Origin of the sequence: Microcoleus sp. PH2017_28_MFU_U_A, from assembly GCF_020738035.1 — a bacterium.
Classification (GTDB): Bacteria; Cyanobacteriota; Cyanobacteriia; order Cyanobacteriales; family Microcoleaceae; genus Microcoleus.
This window is the reverse complement of record NZ_JAEQCX010000035.1, coordinates 99,070-114,296: the sequence shown is the minus strand read 5'-3', so window position 1 is coordinate 114,296 and position 15,227 is coordinate 99,070. Positions and strand designations below refer to the sequence as shown.

Here is a 15,227-nt window from a genome sequence, read left to right as displayed (position 1 = left end):
TGCCCTATGCCCTATGCCCAGTCGTACCTCATCTTTCTCAGAAAAGCTATAACTAAGCCTTATTCCATCCGTTACATCTTGTGTTACATAATCCATTGCCGAACTTCCTTCTTCCTTTATATTGGGAAAACACTCAATGAACAATCAGCAACCAGAGACGCCATTAGGAAACATTTTAGTAGTAGACGATACGCCAGAAAATCTGCGCCTGTTGTCTACAATGTTGACTCATCGGGGGTACGCGCCCCGCTGCGTGATTAATGGGCAAATGGCTCTGAGAGCCTGCAATTCTAATCCGCCCGATTTGATTTTACTCGACATAATGATGCCGGAAATGAACGGCTACGAAGTGTGTCAGCATCTGAAATCTGAACCTAAAACTCGCGAAATTCCGGTAATTTTTATCAGCGCTAAAGATGAAGTTTTCGACAAAGTAAACGCATTTGCAGTAGGAGCAGTTGACTACATCAGCAAGCCATTTCAGTTTGAAGAAGTGCTCGCCCGCATCGAAAGTCACCTTACCCTGCGGAACTTACAAAAACAGCTAAAAGAACAAAATGTGCTGCTTCTAGAAGAAATCACCAGCCGTTTAGCCGTTGAAAAAACTCTTTACGAAAAAAACCAGATTTTGCAAGAAGAAATCAGGAACCGCCTCGCCGTTGAAAAAGCCTTGCAAGAGCAAAATTTGCTCCTCCAACAAGAGATATCGAACCGCAAGCGCGCTGAATCTGCCCTCTTAAAATCTAACCAAGAATTGGCGCGGTCGAATGCCGAACTAGAACAATTTGCTTATGTAGCTTCTCACGACTTGCAAGCGCCTTTAGCAACTATTGCCAGCTACGCTCAACTTTTAGAAAAACGCTACAAAGACCAACTCGACAGCCAAGCTATTAAGTTTATCACCAATATCGTTCAGGGCTGCACGAGAATGCAAACTTTAATTGACGATTTGCTCGAATATTCGCGAGTTGGTCGCAGTCAGAAACCCTTTGAATTGGCAGATTGCAATCATGTAGTCCAGCAAGCAATTGCCAACCTACAAGGGGCTATCCGCAACGCTCAAGCAGTTGTTACCTACAGTGAATTGCCAGAGGTAATGGGGGATATTTCTCAACTGGTACAGCTTTTTCAGAATTTACTCGGCAATGCAATTAAATATCGCCACGATGCACCGCCTACGGTTTATATTACCGCTTCCCAACATGAGGAAAACTGGTTGTTTTCTGTGTCGGATAATGGGATTGGGATTGCTCCACAGCATCAAGAACGCATCTTTCAAATTTTCCAGCGCTTGCACACTCAAAGAGAATATTCTGGGACAGGTATTGGTTTAGCAATTTGTCAAAAGATTGTGGAACGTCACGGTGGATCTATGTGGGTGGAGTCGGAACCTGGTCAAGGTTCAACTTTTCACTTTACTCTCCCTTAATCGAGACATCAGGCACGCACTTATAGCGGTTATCGGAAAGATGAGGTATTGACCAATTCATTAACAATTCCCCAATTCCGCAATCCCCGAATCCTCGAATCCTCGAATCTCCTAATCTCAAATCTCAAATCTCAAATCAAATTTGTACCTCATCTTTCGCTCGAAAGGCTATATAGCGGTTCTCAAAAAAGTGAAGTATTCCCGATGCCCTCTTTGCCCCATGCCCGATGCCCTATGCCCTATTCCCGATGCCCTATGCCCTATGCCCATGAGTACCTCATATTTTTGAGAAAGGCTATATCCAGAAGCTAGATGGCAGGAGAAGCTGAATTAAATCCTATATTTTCAGGGCGAAGCTTGAAGGTAGCAGTTAAATTGCAAGTTAGAATAAAACATATTTCGCGTTGACAGCCGAGTGAATTTGTGATATAATTATAACTCTTAAACACAAGTTTTGTAGCGTTCAGTCACACCGCAATCCGATCGCCGATGTATGTGTAGGTGCAATTCGATAACTCCCCCGGAAATAAAAGATAAAATCCAAGTTAGCTTGAGACAACTTTTAATTAATAAATATTATGAAAGCAGTTTTTAACTTAGCTGTACCTCCTACGTGCTTCAAGGTTCTGTTAGTAGAAGACCACCCTCAGGAAGCTGAGCTTATTGAAGATTTGCTGTCAGGAATTAGCGGTCGGCAGTATATATTGCTGACGAAAGTAGAGTGCCTCAGCGAAGCGCAGCAGCGATTGAATCAAGAAAGTTTTGACATAATTTTATTAGACCTTTCACTACCAGACAGTCAGGGCATCGAGACGGTGGCTCGGATACAAGAGTATGGGGTAAATGTGCCGATCGTAGTTTTGACTGCCCAAAACGACGAAGAGCTGGCGCTGCGGTTGATTTCGGTGGGCGTACAGGATTATTTAGTCAAAAGAAAAATCGACGGCGAACTGTTAGTGCGATCGCTCCGTTACGCCATAGAACGCCAGAACAGTCAAGATGCTTTGCGAAAAAGCGAAGAAAAATATCGCTCGGTGGTGGAAAATTCCCTGATCGGAATTGCCATCGTCGCTCCAATTATTGACCCCGCAATTGCTGAAAATTGCAATTGGATTGAAGTTAACGACGCTCTGTGCGATTTGCTCTTATACGATCGCGACGAACTCGTGCACAAGCATTGCCTGGAGCTTACTCATCCAGAGGATTTTGAGGCCAATTTTGAAAAATTTTCTCAGATGTTAGCAGGTAAAACCGACGGTTACATCTCAGATAAAAGGTGGTTTAGAAAAGATGGCGAAATAGTTTACACGCGAGTTTCGCTGCGCTGCATCCGCGGCCTAGATGGATCTATTGACCGGATAATTGAAGTGGTGTTGGACGTGAGCGATCGCTACCGCTACGAAGCACAACTGAAAGCATCTGAAGAATTTTTAAACCACACTCTAAATGCGACCCCAGATCCAATTTTTGTCAAAGATGACCAGAACCGGTGGATGATATTAAATGATGCTTTTTGTCAGTTGATAGGGAAATCTCGACAAGAACTGATCGGCAAATCAGAATATGACTTTCTTCCAAAATCAGAAGCGGATGTTTTTTGCAGAAAAGATGAAGAATTATTGGCAAAAGATATCTGTTTGGAAACAGAAGATAAATTCACCGACACTGCGGGAAAAGAATGGATAATTTCTACCAAGAAAAGCGTTTTTAAAAGAGCTGATAACAGTAAAGTAATAGTTGGCACAATCAGAAATTTTACCGAATACAGACGGCAGCAAATAGCTCTGGAACAAAGCGAAGCTCGATTTCAAAAACTCGTAGCCAACCTGCCCGGAGTAATTTATCAATTCCGACTCTCAGCTAGCGGAGAAAAATATTTTCCTTACGTTTCTTCAGGCAGTCGGGAACTTTACGAATTAGAGCCAGAAGCAATAGAGCAAAATGCAGAATTGATTTTCAGCCGAATTCATGCAGACGATCGCTTAGATTTAGAAGCATCGATCGCAATTTCAGCCGCTATGCTGGAACCTTGGCGGCAGCAGTGGCGGCAGATTATGCCATCCGGAAAAGTTAAGTGGCTGCAAGGAGCATCCAGACCGGAAAGGCTCACCAATCAGAGCAAATCTGGGAGCAAAGGCGATATTCTCTGGGACGGTTTAGTGATGGATATCACTGAGTTAAAGCAGGCACAGACAGAGCGCGATCGCTTTTTTACTATATCCTTAGACTTGCTTTGTATTGCTGGTTTCGACGGCTATTTTAAACGATTAAACCCTGCTTGGTCAAATGCTCTGGGCTACAGCAGCGCCGAACTGCTCGCCAAACCATTAATCGAATTTATTCATCCAGACGATCGAGTAGCCACTCTAATCGAAGCGGAAAAGCTAATAAGTGGCACGCCCAGTATTTACTTTGAAAACCGCTATATTTGCCAAGACGGTTCTTACAAATGGTTGCTGTGGACGGCATCGCCTTTTAGCGAAGAAGGTTTGATTTATGCAGTGGCTCGCGATATTACTTCTCGCAAAAAAGCTGAGTCGGAACTTCAGCGACAAGCAGTCGCTATGGGCGCTGCTCATGACGGCATTGCTATTTTTAACGAGCGTAAAGAATGTATTTATTCAAACGACGCTTATCTTAAAATGTACGGCTTGGCTAGCGCTAGCGAACTGTATGGGAAGAAATGGAAAATGCTCTACAGCCGTGCTGAAATTCAATATCTTGAACGTGAAATAATCCCGGTGCTCCAGGAAAAAGGGTACTGCAATATAGAAGCGATCGGTCAGCGGCGCGACGGTACTAAGTTCCCTCAAGAATTGTCGCTGACAATGCTTGCAGGGGGCGAGATAATTTCGATCTTCCGCGATATCACCAAAAGAAAACAAGCAGAATCAGAACTGCAATCTAGCCAGCGCCGCTATCAAACTTTGGCAGAAGCATCGCCGGTTTGCATATTTCACAGTGATGCGTTTGGTAATTGTCTTTATGTGAATCAGCGGTGGAGCGAAATCACGGGATTAAATGCAGAATTAGCAGCCGAAACTGGCTGGATGAATGCCCTACATCCCGATGATGCGGATCGGGTGAAGAATGAATGGTATGGAGCAATTATTCACAAAATTCCTTTTAAATCAGAATACCGCTTTCTGCGTCCAGACGGTCGGGTAATTTGGGCGATCGGTCAGGCGATCGCCGAAATCGGAGACAAGCACGAAGTTAAAGGCTATATCGGCAGCATTACTGATATTAGCGATCGCAAACAAGCCGAATTAGACCTACTGCGGGTGACTCAAGCCGTAGAAAGCACCAGTGATGCGATCGGCATTGCTGACTTGACAGGGCGATCGATCTACCACAATCAAGCCTTTATTCAGCGGTACGGCTACACAGCAGAAGAACTGAACGCAGCGGGTGGAGCAACGGCAATTTATCCGCAAAATTCAGTGCTGCAAGAAATGTTTAAAACGATTCGTAAAGGCAAATCTTGGCAAGGCGAACTCAAAATCAAAACTAAAAGCAAGGAACTGGTAACAACCTTATTTCGCGCTGACTGTATTAAAGATGAAACTGATAATTTAATCGGGTTTGTGGGAGTAATTACCGACATCACAGACCGGAAACAAGCTGAGATGGCGCTGCTAAAGCAATTAAGGCGAGAACGCCTGGTAGTTGCCATGCTCGATCGCATTCGCTCTTCCCTCAATTTAGAAGAAGTTCTCACCGCTGCTGTCGATCAAGTGCGGCAATTATTGCAAACAGACCGCACAGTTATTTACCGCTTTAATCCCGACTGGAGCGGCACTGTAGTTGTCGAATCCGTGGCAAATAATCGAATTTCTCTCCGAGGTTTTAACAATCTTGACCCCTGTTTTAAAGATAAATTTGTTGCTATTTACCAGCAAGGCTGTATTCGAGCTATCGAAGATATTTATGGTGAAAATCTGAGCGAATGCTACATTAAAATTCTTGAAAATTTTGAAGTTAGAGCTAACTTAATAGTGCCAATTTTACAAGCACGAGAAAGCATTTACCCTGCCCAACCCACCGCAGAAAATCAACTTTGGGGACTGCTGATCGCCCACGATTGCAGCGGCCCCCGTGTCTGGGATTCCTCAGAAATAGAATCCCTGCGGCAATTGTGCGTGCAATTGGCGATCGCGATCCAGCAATCGACACTATTTGAACAAGCACAAACCGAAATAGCCGATCGCAAACAAGCAGAAGCAGCCCTAAAATTAGCTAAAGAAGCCGCCGAAACCGCCAACCGCGCCAAAAGCGAATTTCTCGCCAACATGAGCCACGAACTCCGCACGCCTTTAAACGGGGTTTTAGGTTACGCTCAAATCCTCAAAACCGACAGAGACTTAAGCTGCGATCAACAAGAAAGTCTCAGCAATATTCAACAGTGCGGTCAACACCTGCTGATGTTAATCAACGATGTTTTAGACCTTTCTAAAATCGAAGCTAGAAAAATGGAACTCTACCCGGAAGAGTTAAATTTTCTAAATTTTACGAAAAACATTGCGGATCTGTTTCAGATGCGGGCAGATCAAAAAGGAATTTGTTTCAATTACGAACAAGTATCGCCCCTGCCCACCTGCGTCCAAGTCGATCAAAAAAGATTGCGCCAAGTTCTGATAAATTTACTCAGCAATGCCGTTAAATTTACTAACAGCGGCGGAGTAACTTTCAAAGTCGGCTATGTCGGCACAGAGGCCTGGAGTCGCAGCCAAGGAGAAACATACGAATTCTCGCTTTTGAGTTCTGAACTCAAAGAAAATTATCTGCGCTTTTCCCACAATGCGATCGCAGCTAAACACGCTTTAAAAATCCGATTTCAAGTCGAGGATACCGGGACAGGAATAGACAAAAGCAAGTTAGAAGAAATATTTTTGCCGTTCCACCAAGTAGGAGGCAATACCTTTGTTGAAGGTACGGGTCTCGGACTCTCGATCAGCCAGAAATTAGCTAAACTGATGGGCAGCAAAATTCGCGTCAACAGCACTTTCGGAAAAGGCAGCACTTTCTGGCTAGATTTAGAATTGCCCGCAGCCAAACGCTACTTAGAGGTGTCTCCTTTGCGGGAAAAACGCTGGCTGGTCGGTTTTGTGGGCAATAAGCGGAAAGTGCTAATCGTGGACGACAATCAACTAAATCGCGATTTGTTGTGCAGGATGCTGGGGCGTTTGGGATTTGAAGTTGCAGAGGCACAAAATGGTCAAGAATGCCTCTACAAAGCAGTCAAATTTCAACCTGATGTGATTTTAATGGACTTGCAAATGCCTGTAATGGATGGCTTAGAAACTACAAGGAGACTGCGGCAGTTGCCGGAATTAAAAGATGTCGTGTTAATCGCTTTGTCAGCTAGCGTTTTCGAGTCGGCGCAGCAAGAGAGCATCCTTGCAGGGTGCGATGATTTTCTTCCCAAGCCGATCGAAGCAAATCACTTTTTGGAACAGTTGCGCGTGCATTTGGGACTAGAATGGATTTACGAGGAATCTCCGGAAAACCAAAATTGTAAAACTCCCAGTTTGTCACCAGCATCTGATTTTCCTGCTTATGCTGCTCTGTTACCTGCGGCTTCTGAGTCGGTAGCAAAAATTGTGAAACTTGCGGCTATGGGCGACATTGAAGAAATTTTTGAGGAGAGTGCTAAGCTGGAAAGTTTGGAACCAAAATTAGTGCCGTTTGCCACGAAGCTCCGCCAACTTGCTAAGGGATTTCAGCTCAAACAAATTCGGAATATTTTACAGCAGTATATCGATGGTTAGTAGTTATTAGTTATTGGTTATTAGTTATTGGTTATTAGTTATTGGTTGTCAGATCCAATCCCTCCGCTACGCTGGGCCCAATCCCTCCGCTTCGCTTCGCCCAATGCGTAACTCATGTTAGTGAGAAAGGCTATATAATATTCTGTTGTTTCACTGTAACAGCCAACCAAATAAATCTCCTACTGTCAGTTGCAATTCCCTGGCAAAAGATGGCACGGGCAATAACTGTTCCGGTTCGTCAAACACCTCGGTTGATTGAGCCGGCCGATATACAAAAACCGATCGCTCTTCTGGATCGATTAACCAACCCATTTGAGTTCCGTGTTTGAGAGAATGTAAAATATTTTTAGTAACTTTAGTTTGGCTTTGGTCAGGGGAGAGGATTTCAATTGTCCAATCCGGGGCGATCGCAAACACATTTGCCACACCGCCATTTTCGTTACGGGGAATGCGCTCCCAAGTGAATACAGTCACGTCGGGAACGATCGCGCGACCGCCAAAAACACACCGCAGTTCGGGAAATGCTCGCGCCACCTTTTGAGGTTTGAGAGCAGCATTAGCAGCACTTGTCAACTCGCCTTGAATTACACTATGTTCTCCTTGAGGCATGGGTTTTTGAATGATTTTACCGTCAATGTACTCGCTGGCTGGTTTGGTTTCTGACAACTTCAGAAACTCTTCGAGTGTCAAAGATTTTGGCAGGGTTTGTAGCATCCGATTTTACCTCTAAAATAGGAGTTTCATCCGCTATTTTACCAAAAAGTGCCCGACTCGCGCGGGTCTACTTACTTCATTTTTTCTGCTATATAGTAGTTCTCAAAAAAGTGACGTATGCCCAATGCCCTGTTTGGCCGATGCCCTGTTTGCCCGATGATAATATGAGAGACAGTTTTTTGAGAGATTTGGGATTGAAAATACTTTGCCTCAGTAACGGCCACGGAGAAGATGCGATCGCCCTTCGCATCTTGCGAGAACTGCAACAGCACCCGCATCCCCCAGAAATAGCCGTGTTTCCGCTAGTGGGCGAAGGGCAAGCTTTCGCTCAACTAGAAAACGCCTGCATCATCGGCCCGGTGCAGCGGATGCCTTCGGGTGGCTTTATCTACATGGACGGAAGGGAATTTTTGCGCGATGTCAAAGGCGGGTTGCTTCAGTTGACCCTAGCTCAGTTTAAAGCTATCCGCGCTTGGGTGCGATCGCCACAACAGTCTGGAAATCACAAGCCAGCAATCTTAGCTTGCGGAGATATTGTACCGCTGCTGTTTGCTTGGCTGGGCGCCGCGCCCTATGCCTTTGTCGGCACGGCCAAGTCGGAGTATCACGTGCGGGACGAGCAGGGGCCTCTGGCTGGCAAATCCCGCCCGTGGGCTTGGAAGATTTGGTCGCGATCGGTTTATTTCCCTTGGGAGCGCTGGTTGATGACTAGAAAGCTCTGTAAAGCCGTTTTTGTCCGGGACGCCCTCACCGCCGAGACTTTAGAAAAGCTGGGAATTCCCGCCTACAATCTCGGCAATCCCATGATGGACGGACTCGAACCGGAAAACCCCGCCCGTTTTTACGGCCCTGATGCAGAGTTTCGGGAAATGGAGCGATCGCTCGTCATCACCTTACTGCCCGGTTCCCGAGCGCCGGAAGCCTATGCTAATTGGCTGCTAATAGTAGAGGCTGTAGCCGGAATTTTGTCTCTGTTTGGCGATCGCAAATTGTTATTTTTCGGAGCTATTTCTCCCGAGTTAAACTTAGAAGCTTTGCGACCTAGTTTAGAATTTTTCGGCTGGCGTCAAGACGGCGAAACTAAAACCCAGCGGCGAGAAGGCAGTATTTTGCGACCTCCTGTTTCTAGCGCTCAAGAAATTAGGAAAGAATCTCCTAATTTGCTATTGCCCTTGACTTTTGTGCAAAGAAAAGCCACGATGATTTTAACTCAGCAAAGTTTTAACGATTGTTTGTACCAAGCCGATTTAGCGATCGCAATGGCCGGAACCGCTACAGAACAATTTGTCGGTTTAGGAAAACCGGCGATCGCCATTCCCGGAAGCGGCCCGCAATTTACTCCCGCTTTTGCCGAAGCTCAAAGTCGCCTCTTAGGCCCCTCATTAATTTTAGTCAAACATCCCGCCGAAGTTGCCGGCACCATCCAGTCTTTGCTTCGCGATCCCGACAGGTTGCAGCTAATCGCTGAAAATGGCTGGCGCCGCATGGGAGAAGGCGGTGCATCAGCCAGAATTGCCGAGTGTTTAATTCAACGGTTCGGCGAATCCAACAATTCTTAATTGTCTGGAATACACTAGGAATACAACAATATTGTCTCCCTACTCAATATCTTTAATTGCACTTTATTGAAAAAATATTGTTCGCTAATTACTAACTTCCGTCGTTCGTAGTGAGGACTTCAGTCCTCCGATTGGATGCGGACTCGCAGGGAGCATCTCATTTTGGTAAAAAGCATTTTTTCTTTGAGTGCGAGCTTAAGAGCTCGCGAGTATAATACCCGCGAGCTCTTAAGCTCGCACTACAAATGCAAAACTGAGATGCTCCGGGAGCATCGGGAGCATCTCAGTTTTGTAAAAAGCATTTTTTTTATTGTAGTGCGAGCTTAAGAGCTCGCGTATTGTACAATACGCGAGCTCTTAAGCTCGCACTGTTGTAAATGCAAAACTGAGATGCTCCCAGCGTACCTACCAATACTGCACTCGCAGACAATTTCAATTCGCCGTTTCTTCCGAAGATAAAACCCAGAAATCAGCCTAAGAAATTTTAAAATCCGACTTCACCAACACACCCGGTTCTCGCTGCATAGGAAGCACATCTAAAGTATCTAATTGCGCGCAATATTTTAAATCTTCAATCACACCCAAACCCAGGAGGCGCTGGCCGTGACTGGCTTTTTCCAACAATTCATGCAGCCGATCTTGCCAGTGCAGATAAAGAGCGATCGCCCCAAACACTTCATCGTTACCAGCAAAATCGATCGCAGGAATACCGCTTTCTGCTAAAAGACTTTGGGCGATCGCACCAGCACACACCGTATCCTCCAACGAATAACTCCCTTCCCAACCAGAACCCACAATCCAAATACTTTCCGGCTTTTTGCTTAACAGAAACTGCACCACAGATTTGCGGTTGTTCAAAGCCGCCGTCAACACCGTAGCAGCATCTTGCACTCGTTGCAGAGCCCGAGTACCGTTAGTTGTGCTGATAAAAATTCGCTTTCCAGTCACCTTTTCTGGCGGGCAGTCCAGCGGCGAATTCCCCATGTCAAAACCGTCAACTTTCGCGCCACCGCGCTCTCCGGCGCGAATCCGCTTGTCTCCAGGCCATTTTTCGCTCTCGGCCATCAGCTTATCTAAGTCGCTGAAAACTTGCACAGCTTCCGCCCCATTATTCAAGGCCGTCGCCATCGTCGTAGTCGCCCGCAGTACATCAACTGCGATCGCGCAAGCCGGCATCTTGTCTGCTGGCGTAAGTTCCGGGGTATGGTAAATAAAAAGCTTCACTTTTGGGGCTACCTGCAATAAATCCTCATACGTAATAATAATAGAATTTGTACCCTGAGCGTAGTCGAAGGGCTTTCTTCCTTCTTCCTTCTTCCTTCACCGAATAGCCGGGTTTGAAGCCCTTACTCATGAAGGCAGATTGTGATAAAAACGGAGTTTAAATCTCCGTTCTTATCAATTCGCTGTCAACTGTCAACTGTCAACTGTCAACTGTTTAACCATATGTCAAAACAGCTCAATTCAAATCCCGCCCCCGCAGCCATTACCGCTCCCCTTGGACTTTTGGTAGGTTTCACCTATCCTTTTCGAGCTTTCACGCTGATTTTGCAAACTCCCAAGCTGTGGACTTATGTATTAATTCCCGTCGTCCTAAATTTTTTAATTGGTATCGGTCTTTATTTAAGCTTGCTATTTCCTAGTTTGGCAGGCATAGACGTTTTAGTTGCCGATTTGTCAGTCAAATTTAATGATTTAATTGCGAGTTTGCCAGCTTGGCTGAGCTTTCTTGGCGTCTTAACAATCGGTTTCGGCTGGCTGCTGCGCGTACTTTTGGTTTCAGGACTTTTGTTAATAATCGGGTTTTTATTAGTCCAGTTTGGCGTGATTTTAGGTTCGCCCTGGTACGGCAAATTATCCGAACAATTGGAACTTCTGCGGAACGGTCAATTGCCCGCAGAAGCACCAATGAACTTGGCGAGTATTTTTCGGGATCTACAAATGGCGATCGGCTTTGAAATCCGAAAACTACAACTTTTGTTCAGCATCGGGATACCGCTCCTGCTGCTGAATTTTCTCCCCGGCCCCGGCTCTATTCTTAGCAGTTTAGGAGGCGTAGCTTTGGGCGCGACTATTGTCTGTTTGGACTTTTTAAATGCACCTTTGGAGCGGCGGAAGCTACCTTTTCAGGATAAATTTGAGATAATTCGGGCGAGTTTGCCGGCTAGCGGGAGTTTTGGTTTGGTTTGTTTGGGTTTGGTGAGCATTCCCCTGTTGAATCTGTTGGCGATTCCACTGTGTATGACGGCGGGGACTTTGTTTTTTTGCGATCGCATTTGGCCCGCCCGCTTCGCCACAGAAGAAACCAACAGCCCGACCGAATCTAACATAACAACTTAGGATCGCAAATTAAATAATTTACACTCTTGAAAGTGGGATGGGCGTCCCGCCCGTCCTTTCTGGACGGGCGGGACGCCCATCCCACAAGAACAATAAAGATTGTAAGTTATTTAATTCTCATTCCTTAAAAACTAGCGAGATGCTTCTACTTTGCGCCGAATGCCTTCTACCTTCCGCTGACTCTGGGAGTTAGAACTCAAAAACGGGCTTAAAAAAATCCAACTAACGAAAAAGAAGGAAGCTGTAAATAGCTGGACAATATCGATCGCGGACAGATATCCGTCAGACAATAGTGCAATACTTCTATCTGTCAGCCCGAATATCCAAGACAGAATCCCAAACAGCCAAATGCCTTTTTGGAGCATTGGCAAAAATGCTGAAACTTCGGAGTTTTGCTGCTTGTTCATTGATTTAGCCCTTGTTTGCGAAGAATCTGGTTAACCGAGCACCCCAAGGGCTTAAGGATTTTTGGTCTCCTCGGATTCCCTTTGTTATCTATATGTTAAGAAATGTTTCCCAATATTGCAATTTGCCCCTGGAGGTATTTGCACATCTATCTCAGGAGGTAGTCGCAGCGTGAAAAATAGGTAAACTTTGCTACACTTTTGCAGGAAGCGCGATCGACCTCTCACCACGAGTCCGCTCTTGGCATTAGTGCCACTCCTTGATATAGTGAGTGATAACTTTTTCGATTTTCGATTTTCGCTTTTTGCATAGAAAATCAAAAAGTTGGAAATGACTTACTATGTATGGGTTTAAAGCTTGCCAACAGTTGCATTATTTTAGGAAAATGGTGTCACAACTTAGGTAAAAAACTCTGAGACGCAGAAACTGGGTTTTTTCACAAAAATCCCACCAGACAACGCGAGGGATATCGGTTGAAAAACCGATGAAAAACCAAAGTAATCAACCCGCTGTCCGTTAGACTTATCAAAGACCGAAATCAAAAGAATATGTTATTTAACAGTATTGAATTTCTAGTATTTTTTGCAATTGTTTTCACCATATATTATTTCCCTCCCTTACAAAAACTGCAAGTTCCCATCCTCATAATTGCCAGCTTCATATTTTACAGTTGGAACGCTCCCGCACTGCTGTCAATCCTGCTCCTCTCAATTGCGATCAACGCTACAGCCAGCTTTCAAATTGCCAGAATTTCAGACAAGAAACAGCGTTTTTTTTGGGCCTTATTAGGAGTAGTTCTGAATGTATTAATTTTGAGCTTGTTTAAATACGCCGGTTTGCTCACTAACTTTGTTGCAGATGTTTTTAATATTGCTCGAACCGAAGGCAGTATTGCTTATTTATTCTTAAAATTACCTCTGCCAATCGGTATTTCTTTCTACACCTTTGAAGGCATAAGTTTAGTGGTAGATGTACTGAGTCAAAAAGATAAAAGCGAAAGCGAAACAGAATCCCACGCTTACGTATCACCCAAATTTAGCCAACACCTGCTCAATACTTCATTTTTTATTAGCTTTTTTCCCAATTTACTCTCAGGCCCTATTTTAAAATCCAAGACATTCTATCCCCAGATTGAGCCTAAATATTTAAAAGACATTTCTTTCAATTTCATTTTTAGATCGCTCACAGTCGGCTACTTCCTAAAAATGGTCGTCGCCGACAACTTAAAAGACTATACCTTCTGGATCAGCTTTCCCTACTACCAAGGATTTGGAACTATTACCAACCTGACGCTGCTGTTCGGCTACTCAATCCAAATCTTTGCCGATTTTGCCGGTTACTCCTTAATTGCGATCGGTTTAGCAGCGGCTTTGGGCTACGCAATTCCCGACAACTTCAACTTTCCCTACATCTCCCGTTCCCTCTCCGAATTCTGGAGAAGGTGGCACATTTCCCTATCAACTTGGCTCAGAGATTATCTATACTTTCCCCTAGGAGGAAACCGTAAAGGAAAAATCAGAACTTATCTTAACTTAATGACAGTAATGACTTTAGGCGGATTGTGGCACGGTGCTGCTTGGAGTTATGCAGTTTGGGGAATTTATCACGGATTTGGTTTAGCAGTAGAACGCTTTTTTGGGTTCGACAAATCCAAAAATAAATCCCCAGAACCCAATTCAGCAGAAACCAAACCAATCTGGCAGCAATTATTATTTGACAGCGTTAGCGTTGTAGGAATTTTCTCTTTTGTTTCCTTCGGATGGCTGCTTTTCAAACTCCCACGATTTGAAGAAGCAGTTGACTTCGTAGTTACTTTAGTTCGCAACTATAAAGTCAAGCCTGGTTGGACTCACATTATTCCGACGCTAACTTTTTCCCTACCAGTAGTAATTTATCACATTCCTCATTTTCCCACTTGGCAAAATCTGATGAAACATGATTCACTTAAAAAAAATCAAAAATTCTGGAGTATTTATCAAGATGTAGCTTTAGGAATTATGCTAGCAATGATATTCCTCAACAGTGGCAGCTCGAAACAATTTATTTATTTCCAATTCTAGAAGGTGTTCAATGTTTATAAAATACAAGTTGCGATCTATTCTGCGCCCGGTACTAATTTTCCTGTTTGTAATAAGTTTTTATCAAGTTCTCGTCAGTGGCGGAGTGTTGCCAGCTTCTGACGGAGTTAGCCTGATTCAAAATAATATTGTCAAAGCTCAAAGGTATGTATATGATGATTCCGATCTGAAAATTGTCATGGTGGGTAGTTCTCTATCTGCCAACCTTCATGTTACAGACATTGGAAAGGGCGTAAAGAGCATAGCTTTGGGGGGAGGATCGAGCCAGACGGGTTTAGAAATAGTTAAAAAAAGTAATAGCAACCCTCCGATTATTTTGGTAGAAATTAACGATACTATTAGTCGCACAATAGATAGGGATTTAGTTGAATCTTTGTACAATCCTGTTTTTTATTGGATGCGCCAGTATTTGCCAATACTGAGAGAAGAATATCGTCCAGTTAGTATTTTTATACATTCGTTAAAACAACGCTCTAAACAAAATCAAAAAGCAACAAAAGAGGCACTAGATAGCGGAGAGGCTCGCAATCTTACTCCGGAATTATCGCAAAAAGCTATCCAAACAACAGTTGACATTCAAAGCCAACCTTTGTCTAAAAAAGATGCAGAAGATATCAAAAAAGAAGCTGCTGTAATTAGAGCTCAAATCGCTGAAATCAATAAAAATAGCGGGGCAAAAATAATTTTATTTGACATTCCTCAAGAGTCGCGAGTTGACGCTGCAATCAGGAGAAAACAAGTCCGAGAATTGACTAAAAAGCTGTTTCCGTCCGATCGCTTTGAGTGGTTGCCCCCCCCGCCCCCGCGAGAATGGCGCACCAATGACGGCATTCACTTGATCCGCAGCGATGCTAGGGATTTTGCCAAGTTTTTGAGTCATAAATTGTTGGGCTAGTCAGGGCGGGGACTCTTGGCATGGCCCCTCCAAAGG

Annotated in this window: 9 protein-coding genes; 6 read left to right on the top strand and 3 right to left on the bottom strand. The window is 44.5% G+C overall.

Annotated elements, in window-relative coordinates:
- The first annotated feature begins 136 nt into the window (after nt 1-136).
- Together JGK14_RS06785 and JGK14_RS06780 are read left to right on the top strand one after the other, a co-directional pair.
- Entirely contained in the window at nt 137-1,429 is a 1,293-nt protein-coding gene (locus JGK14_RS06785) for an ATP-binding protein (protein WP_293211478.1), read from the top strand.
- A 578-nt stretch (nt 1,430-2,007) separates the two neighbouring features.
- Nucleotides 2,008-7,200 carry a PAS domain S-box protein gene (locus JGK14_RS06780; protein ID WP_325314882.1) on the top strand — a complete coding sequence of 1,731 codons (5,193 nt, stop codon included), beginning with the start codon at nt 2,008-2,010 and terminating at the stop codon, nt 7,198-7,200.
- A gap of 150 nt (nt 7,201-7,350) precedes the next feature.
- Here JGK14_RS06780 and JGK14_RS06775 read toward each other — a convergent pair whose 3' ends face one another.
- Nucleotides 7,351-7,914 (bottom strand): Uma2 family endonuclease, encoded by a 564-nt coding sequence (locus JGK14_RS06775; protein ID WP_293174668.1) that lies wholly within the window; start codon nt 7,912-7,914, stop codon nt 7,351-7,353.
- A gap of 164 nt (nt 7,915-8,078) precedes the next feature.
- Here JGK14_RS06775 and JGK14_RS06770 point away from each other — a divergent pair, with 164 nt between their 5' ends.
- The gene (locus JGK14_RS06770) at nt 8,079-9,473 is read left to right on the top strand and encodes a lipid-A-disaccharide synthase-related protein (protein ID WP_293174665.1); all 1,395 of its coding nucleotides are present in this window, start codon (nt 8,079-8,081) and stop codon (nt 9,471-9,473) included.
- 474 nt (nt 9,474-9,947) lie between these two features.
- On the opposite strand, the gene JGK14_RS06765 is transcribed toward JGK14_RS06770, so the two are convergent.
- The gene (locus JGK14_RS06765) at nt 9,948-10,697 is read right to left on the bottom strand and encodes a 2-phosphosulfolactate phosphatase family protein (protein ID WP_293174662.1); all 750 of its coding nucleotides are present in this window, start codon (nt 10,695-10,697) and stop codon (nt 9,948-9,950) included.
- Between the two features lie 222 nt (nt 10,698-10,919).
- Here JGK14_RS06765 and JGK14_RS06760 point away from each other — a divergent pair, with 222 nt between their 5' ends.
- Nucleotides 10,920-11,813: an EI24 domain-containing protein gene (locus tag JGK14_RS06760; RefSeq protein WP_293174659.1), complete on the top strand. Its 894-nt coding sequence runs from the start codon at nt 10,920-10,922 to the stop codon at nt 11,811-11,813.
- A 131-nt stretch (nt 11,814-11,944) separates the two neighbouring features.
- Here JGK14_RS06760 and JGK14_RS06755 read toward each other — a convergent pair whose 3' ends face one another.
- Nucleotides 11,945-12,220 (bottom strand): hypothetical protein, encoded by a 276-nt coding sequence (locus JGK14_RS06755; RefSeq protein WP_293324773.1) that lies wholly within the window; start codon nt 12,218-12,220, stop codon nt 11,945-11,947.
- Nucleotides 12,221-12,766: 546 nt separating this feature from the next.
- Here JGK14_RS06755 and JGK14_RS06750 point away from each other — a divergent pair.
- On the top strand, nt 12,767-14,278 hold the full coding sequence (locus JGK14_RS06750; RefSeq protein WP_293195697.1) for an MBOAT family O-acyltransferase: 1,512 nt from the start codon (nt 12,767-12,769) through the stop codon (nt 14,276-14,278).
- 10 nt (nt 14,279-14,288) lie between these two features.
- Nucleotides 14,289-15,191 (top strand): hypothetical protein, encoded by a 903-nt coding sequence (locus tag JGK14_RS06745; RefSeq protein ID WP_293189695.1) that lies wholly within the window; start codon nt 14,289-14,291, stop codon nt 15,189-15,191.
- Nucleotides 15,192-15,227 lie beyond the last annotated feature (36 nt).